The following is a 5,737-nucleotide window of genomic DNA, read 5'->3' as shown; positions in this document are numbered from 1 at the left end:
AAGTCCCCGGTCGGAGCGTTCCGTCTCGCTTGGCGTCGATCAGCTGACCTTCTTCCGGTAGGAGATGATCGCGAACACGTAGGCGACCACGAGGATCCCGACGCACCAGGCGAGGGCGACCCAGATCTCGGACCCGACCGGCTCCTGCGCGAACAGCGCCTGGATGGTGTTGACGATCGAGGTGACGGGCTGGTTGTCTGCGAACCACTGCACCGGTGCCGGCATGGTGTCGGTGGGCACGAACGCCGAGCTGATGAACGGCAGGAAGATCAGCGGGTACGAGAAGGCACTCGCGCCGTCGACCGTCTTGGCGTTCAGGCCCGCGATGATCGCCAGCCAGGTGAGTGCCAGCGTGAACAGCATCAGGATGCCGATGACTCCGAGCCAGGCCCAGAAGCTCGCCCCGGTGCGGAAGCCCAAGAGGAATCCGACGCCGAAGATGATCGCCAGGGTGATGGCGTTCGCCGTGAGGGACGTGAGCACGTGGGCCCACAACACGCTCGATCGGGCGATCGGCATGGAGTGGAACCGCTCGAAGATGCCGCTCTGCATGTCGGTGAACAGCCGGAACGCCGTGTAGGCGATGCCCGACGCGATCGCGATGAGCAGGATGCCCGGCAGCAGGTAGTTCACGTAGTTGTCGACGCCGGTGCTCTGCTGGAGGGCGCCGCCGAAGACGTACACGAACAGGAGCATCAGGGCGATCGGGGTGACTGCCGTGGTGATGATCGTGTCGGGGCTGCGGAAGATGTGCCGCATGGAGCGGCCGGTGAGTGTCGCCGTGTCGGCGGCGAAGTGCGTGGTCATGCTGCCTTCTCCTTTCCGGATGAGGGGCCGATGAGGGTGAGGAAGATCTCCTCGAGGGTGGGCTGCTTCTCGACGTACTCGACCTTCGCGGCCGGAAGCAGGCGCTTGAGCCCGGCGAGGGTGTCGTTCGCGATGATGCGGCCCTCGTGCAGGATCGCGATGCGGTCGGCCAGCTGCTCGGCCTCGTCGAGGTACTGCGTGGTGAGCAGCACGGTGGTGCCGGTGTTCGCGAGCTCCTTGACCACGCCCCACACCTCGATGCGGGCTTCGGGGTCGAGGCCGGTCGTGGGCTCGTCGAGGTAGATGACTTCGGGGTCGCCGACCAGACTCATCGCGATGTCGAGCCGGCGACGCATACCGCCTGAGTAGGTGCCGACCTTGCGCCCGCCGGCCTCCGTCAGACGGAACGTGGCGAGCAGGTCGTCGGCGACCTTCCCGGCGTCGGGCAGATGCCGCAGCTTCGCGACGAGCACCAGGTTCTCGCGTCCGGTGAGGATCTCGTCGACCGCGGCGAACTGTCCGGTGAGGCTGATGCGCTCGCGCACTCCGACCGGGTCTGCGGCCACATCCACGCCCTGCACCGTCGCGGTTCCGGCATCCGACTTCAGCAGGGTGGAGAGGATGCGCACCATGGTGGTCTTGCCGGCGCCGTTCGAGCCGAGGAGGGCGAAGATGCTGCCCTTCTCGACCTCGAAGTCGACGCCGCGCAGCACGTGCAGATCTTTGTAGGACTTCTCGATGCCGTGCACCGAGATGGCGGGGTTCGTCATGATTCCTCCTTCTTCTTCGCGTCGTCGAACGCCTTGATGAGGCGTGCGCGCTCCTTGTCGATCCACTGCCGTCCGCCGTACGCGGCGGCGTAGTTCTCGGCGAACTCGACCGGGTCGTCTCCGACGATGGCGCTGACCGGGGTGCCGTCGAGTGCGGCGCGCTCCCACATGTCGGCGATGTCGAGGAACATCTTCACGATTGTGTCGCCGTCGGTGACGCCGCCGTAATACATGTTGTAGCGCTGCTGCGCCTTCGCCATCTCGCGGTACGGCTCGGGCAGCGCGTTGATGCGGGCCTGGGCCTGCTTGTACAGCTTCTTCTCTTCGAGTGATCCGGTGATCGCTTCGATCCACTTCGCGGCCATGATCAGTTCTCCTTGTTCGTGGTGTCGGTGTTCGTGCTGTTCAGCTGTTCGATGTGCGTCTTGAGGAAATCCCAGGTCTTCCAGAACTCCTCGAGCTCCTGCCGGCCCTGCGCGTTCAGGGTGTACACCTTGCGGGGCGGACCCTTCTCGCTCGGGACCTTCTCGACGTCGACGAGGCTCTTCTGCTCGATGCGCACGAGGAGTGCGTAGATCGTGCCCTCGGCGATGTCGGTGAATCCGTGGTCGCGGATGCGTGTGGTGATCTCGTACCCGTATGCCGGCTGCTCGGCGAGGAGGGCCAGAACGATGCCCTCCAGAGTGCCCTTGAGCATCTCGGTCATCTGCTTGCCCATCAGGTCCTCCTCTCTTCTCGGTTCAGTACTCAGTGTTGCTGGGTACCGGTACAAAGTAACACTGAGTACCGGTACTTAGCAACACTAAATACCAAGTTTCTTCCCACGCTCGACGCCGAGACCCATCGCCTGCGCCGAGACCCACGCCTGCACGCGCCTAGAGCCGTGGGTCTCGGCGGCAAGAGTGGGTCTCAGCGCCGAGAGGGGGTGGAGGAGGGAGGGGAGAGGGGGGAGGGAGCGGGGGGGGCTAGGAGCGGAGGTAGGCCAGGACGGCGAGCACGCGGCGGTGGCCGCTGTCGCTCGAGGCGAGGCCGAGCTTGGCGAAGATATTGCCGATGTGCTTGCTCACCGCGGTCTCGGTCACGAAGAGCCGGTCGGCGATCGTGCCGTTGTCGAGGCCTTCCGCCATAAGGCCGAGCACCTCGCGCTCGCGCGGAGTCAGCGTCTGCACCGGGTCGTCGGCGCGACGACGGCTCATCAACTGCGAGATCACCTCGGGATCCATCACCGTGCCCCCGGCGGCCACGCGGTGCAGGGCGTCGACGAACGCCGCGACCTTGCCGACGCGTTCCTTGAGCAGGTAGCCGAGACCGTCGGCTCCCGCTGCCAGCAGCTCACCGGCATAGCGATCCTCGACGTATGCCGACAGCACGAGCACGGGGAAGCCGGGGCGACGGGCACGGGCCTCGGCGGCGGCCTTCAAGCCCTCGCTGGTGAACGTCGGCGGCATCCGCACGTCGACCACCGCGGCATCCGCCTCATCCAGTCGGTCGAGGAAATCGTCGGCGTTGTCGACGGCGGCGACCACATCGAACCCCTCGCTACGCAGCAGCAGCGCCAGCCCCTCGCGCAGCAGGGTGTCGTCTTCGGCGATCACGATCCGCATGGCAGCTCCGCTCTCAGGGTGGTGGGGCCCCCGACTGGACTCGTCACGTCAAGGGTGCCCTCGAACGCCTCGATGCGGCGACGGATGCCGGCGACCCCACCGCCGGGTCGCTCGACCGCGCCGCCCACACCGTCGTCTTCGACCGTGATGACCAGAAGCTCGCCGTCGCGCTCGACCCGCACCGCGGCCCGGGTCGCCTCGCTGTACTTGCTGACGTTCGTGAGCGCCTCCGCCACGACGAAGTAGCTGGCCGACTCGACCGCCGCCGGCACACGTCCGATCTGGTCCGTCTCGACCGTGCAGGGCACCACGGTGCGCCCGGCGAGCGAGGCCAGGGCTCCCTCCAGACCGAGCTCATCGAGGATCGGCGGGTAGATGTCGTGCACCGTGCGGCGGAGCCCTGCGAGCGCCTCGGTTGCGGCATCCTGCGCTCGCCGCAGGGGTTCGAGCACGTCGCCGCCGATCTCCTGCGCGCGCTCGGCGATCCCGAGCATCATCACCACGTTGACCAGGCGGTTCTGCGCACCGTCGTGCAGATCGCGTTCGATCCGGCGCAGCTCGGCCGCGTGGGCGTCGAGCGCGGCAGCACGGCTGAGGGTCAGGGCGTCGACACGGGCCGCGAGGCGCGACTTCTCCGGCGTCGCGAGCAGCTTCGCCGACACGAACGACACCAGACGGGCGACGGCCGGGATCAGGAAGACCGCGAGGAGCGCATACGCCACCGCGAGCAGCGGCATCGTGGCCGCGAGCTCCCAGGATGTGACGGGGTAGACCGAGCCGACCGGGTCGTCGGCGGGGGCGAACTGCCAGTAGTAGGTGATGGCGAGGGTGTTGATCGCCGCGACGGGGAGCGAGATCGTCAGAAGAGAGACGAACAGCACCGGAATCCCCTGCACCGCCAGCCACAGCACGTCTCGGCCGGTGGCGCGCGAGAACGCGAAGCGCAGACGATCGTCGAGCGTTGAGCCCGGCGGGAGCACGTGGCCGATCGGCGTCAGCTCCTCGCCCCGGTAGGCGCCCACACGTCGACGGTTCAGGTCTGTCCAGCGGTGCAGGCTCTGCACGGCCTCGGGCATGAGCAGCACGCCGCCCGTGAGGATCATGAAGGGGAGCAGCACGATGCCCAGGCAGAGGAACACCACGGATGCGATCGAGACCGCGGCCTCGACGGCCAGGTATCCCCACGCTCGCAACCAGCGGCGCATCCATCGGTCCTTCACTCTCACAGTCTGCCCGAGCGATCGCGACGGCACGGTATAGCCAGCCCCACCATCGAAGCGGCAGCGGGCGGGATGGGATGCCGCCCGGCCCGTCCCTAGCGTCGAATCATGACCTCCACACCACTCGCCTCGGCCGTGAACACGCGGCCCTCCGAAGCACTCCGGTTGCAGTCCGTCGTCAAGACCTACGGTTCCGGCGCCAGCCGCGTCACCGCCCTGCGCGGCGTGGATCTCGCCATCGCGAAGGGCACGTTCACCGCGATCATGGGCCCGTCCGGCTCGGGCAAGAGCACCCTGCTGCACAGCGCTGCGGGACTCGACCGGCCGAGCAGCGGCACCGTGCACCTCGGCGGGACCGAGATCTCGGGGCTGAAGGCGCGCCAGCTCACGGCGTTCCGTCGTGATCACGTGGGATTCGTCTTCCAGGCGTACAACCTGCTGCCGGCTCTGAACGTCGAGGACAACATCACGCTGCCGCTGCGGCTCGGCGCCCGTCGTCTCGAAACGCAGTGGCTCGACTTCCTGCTCCACGCCGTGGGGCTCACCGAGTTCCGCCGCCGCCGCCCGTCCGAGCTCTCCGGCGGTCAGCAGCAGCGGGTGGCGATCGCCCGCGCGCTCATCACCCGGCCCCATGTGGTGTTCGGCGACGAGCCGACCGGCGCCCTCGACTCCCGTTCGGGCAAGCAGGTGCTCGATCTGCTCGCGCACACGGCACGAGAGCTGAATCAGACCGTCGTGGTCGTGACCCACGACCCCGTGGTGGCCGCGCACGCGGATCGCACCATCTTCCTCGCCGACGGAGCCTTCGCGGGATACCTCGACGGTGCCGACCCTGCGCAGATCAACGCCCGCATGAGCGCATTGGGCGAGTGGTGATGTCGGGGTCGCTGGGTCTGGGGCGACTTGTCGGCGCCGACCTTCGCCATCACCGCGGAAGCTTCGTCGGCGTGGCGGTCGCGGTGTTCGTCGCGAGCGCACTGGTGACGGGCCTCGGCGTGCTCGTCGAATCCGGCATGCGCGGAGGGCTGGCGCCCGAGCGCTACTCCGCGGTCGACATCGTGGTCGGTGCGCCACAGCAGGTGGATGTGCCGGAGGACCTGCCGGTTCCCCTCCGGGAGCGCGCGCCGCTGCCGGTCGACGCGGTGCGCGACATCGCCGCCCTTCCGGGAGTCGACCGCGTCGTCGCCGACGTCACGGTTCCTCTCGTCCTGCAGGAAGCGGATGCGGCCGGTGCCGTCGTGGTCGAGGCGCACCCCTGGCCCGCCACCGCGCTGACCGGCTTCGAGCTGCATGAGGGGCAGGAACCCGCGGCGGCGGATGAGGTCGTCGTCACCGT

Annotated in this window: 8 protein-coding genes; 2 read left to right on the top strand and 6 right to left on the bottom strand. The window is 68.0% G+C overall.

Features of this window, described 5'->3' with window-relative positions; all coding sequences use genetic code 11:
• Positions 1–39: 39 nt before the first annotated feature.
• From DSP71_RS08030 to DSP71_RS08005, 6 genes are all read right to left on the bottom strand, one after another.
• A complete protein-coding gene (locus DSP71_RS08030) occupies positions 40–807 on the bottom strand; it encodes an ABC transporter permease (RefSeq protein ID WP_113680815.1) in 768 nt (255 codons plus the stop codon).
• Entirely contained in the window at positions 804–1,577 is a 774-nt protein-coding gene (locus DSP71_RS08025) for an ABC transporter ATP-binding protein (protein WP_113680814.1), read from the bottom strand. The genes DSP71_RS08030 and DSP71_RS08025 overlap by 4 nt, the downstream gene beginning before the upstream one ends.
• Complete coding sequence (locus DSP71_RS08020; protein WP_061017439.1) at positions 1,574–1,942, bottom strand: DUF1048 domain-containing protein; 369 nt, start codon at positions 1,940–1,942, stop codon at positions 1,574–1,576. Before DSP71_RS08020 ends, DSP71_RS08025 begins: the two co-directional genes overlap by 4 nt.
• A 2-nt stretch (positions 1,943–1,944) precedes the next feature.
• Entirely contained in the window at positions 1,945–2,295 is a 351-nt protein-coding gene (locus DSP71_RS08015; protein WP_046748117.1) for a PadR family transcriptional regulator, read from the bottom strand.
• A 247-nt stretch (positions 2,296–2,542) separates the two neighbouring features.
• Complete coding sequence (locus DSP71_RS08010; RefSeq protein ID WP_113680813.1) at positions 2,543–3,181, bottom strand: response regulator transcription factor; 639 nt, start codon at positions 3,179–3,181, stop codon at positions 2,543–2,545.
• Entirely contained in the window at positions 3,169–4,401 is a 1,233-nt protein-coding gene (locus DSP71_RS08005) for a sensor domain-containing protein (protein ID WP_258546327.1), read from the bottom strand. The genes DSP71_RS08010 and DSP71_RS08005 overlap by 13 nt, the downstream gene beginning before the upstream one ends.
• Positions 4,402–4,509: 108 nt before the next feature.
• Between DSP71_RS08005 and DSP71_RS08000 the strand changes: the two genes are divergently transcribed.
• Both DSP71_RS08000 and DSP71_RS07995 read left to right on the top strand, forming a co-directional pair.
• On the top strand, positions 4,510–5,277 hold the full coding sequence (locus DSP71_RS08000; protein WP_113680811.1) for an ABC transporter ATP-binding protein: 768 nt from the start codon (positions 4,510–4,512) through the stop codon (positions 5,275–5,277).
• On the top strand, positions 5,277–5,737 hold a 461-nt coding region (locus tag DSP71_RS07995; RefSeq protein WP_220151095.1), incomplete at its 3' end, for a hypothetical protein. The genes DSP71_RS08000 and DSP71_RS07995, both read left to right, overlap by 1 nt.

This window comes from Microbacterium sp. H6, assembly GCF_003314775.1.
Lineage (GTDB): Bacteria > Actinomycetota > Actinomycetes > Actinomycetales > Microbacteriaceae > Microbacterium > Microbacterium oxydans.
This window is presented reverse-complemented; position numbering and strand designations above follow the sequence as displayed.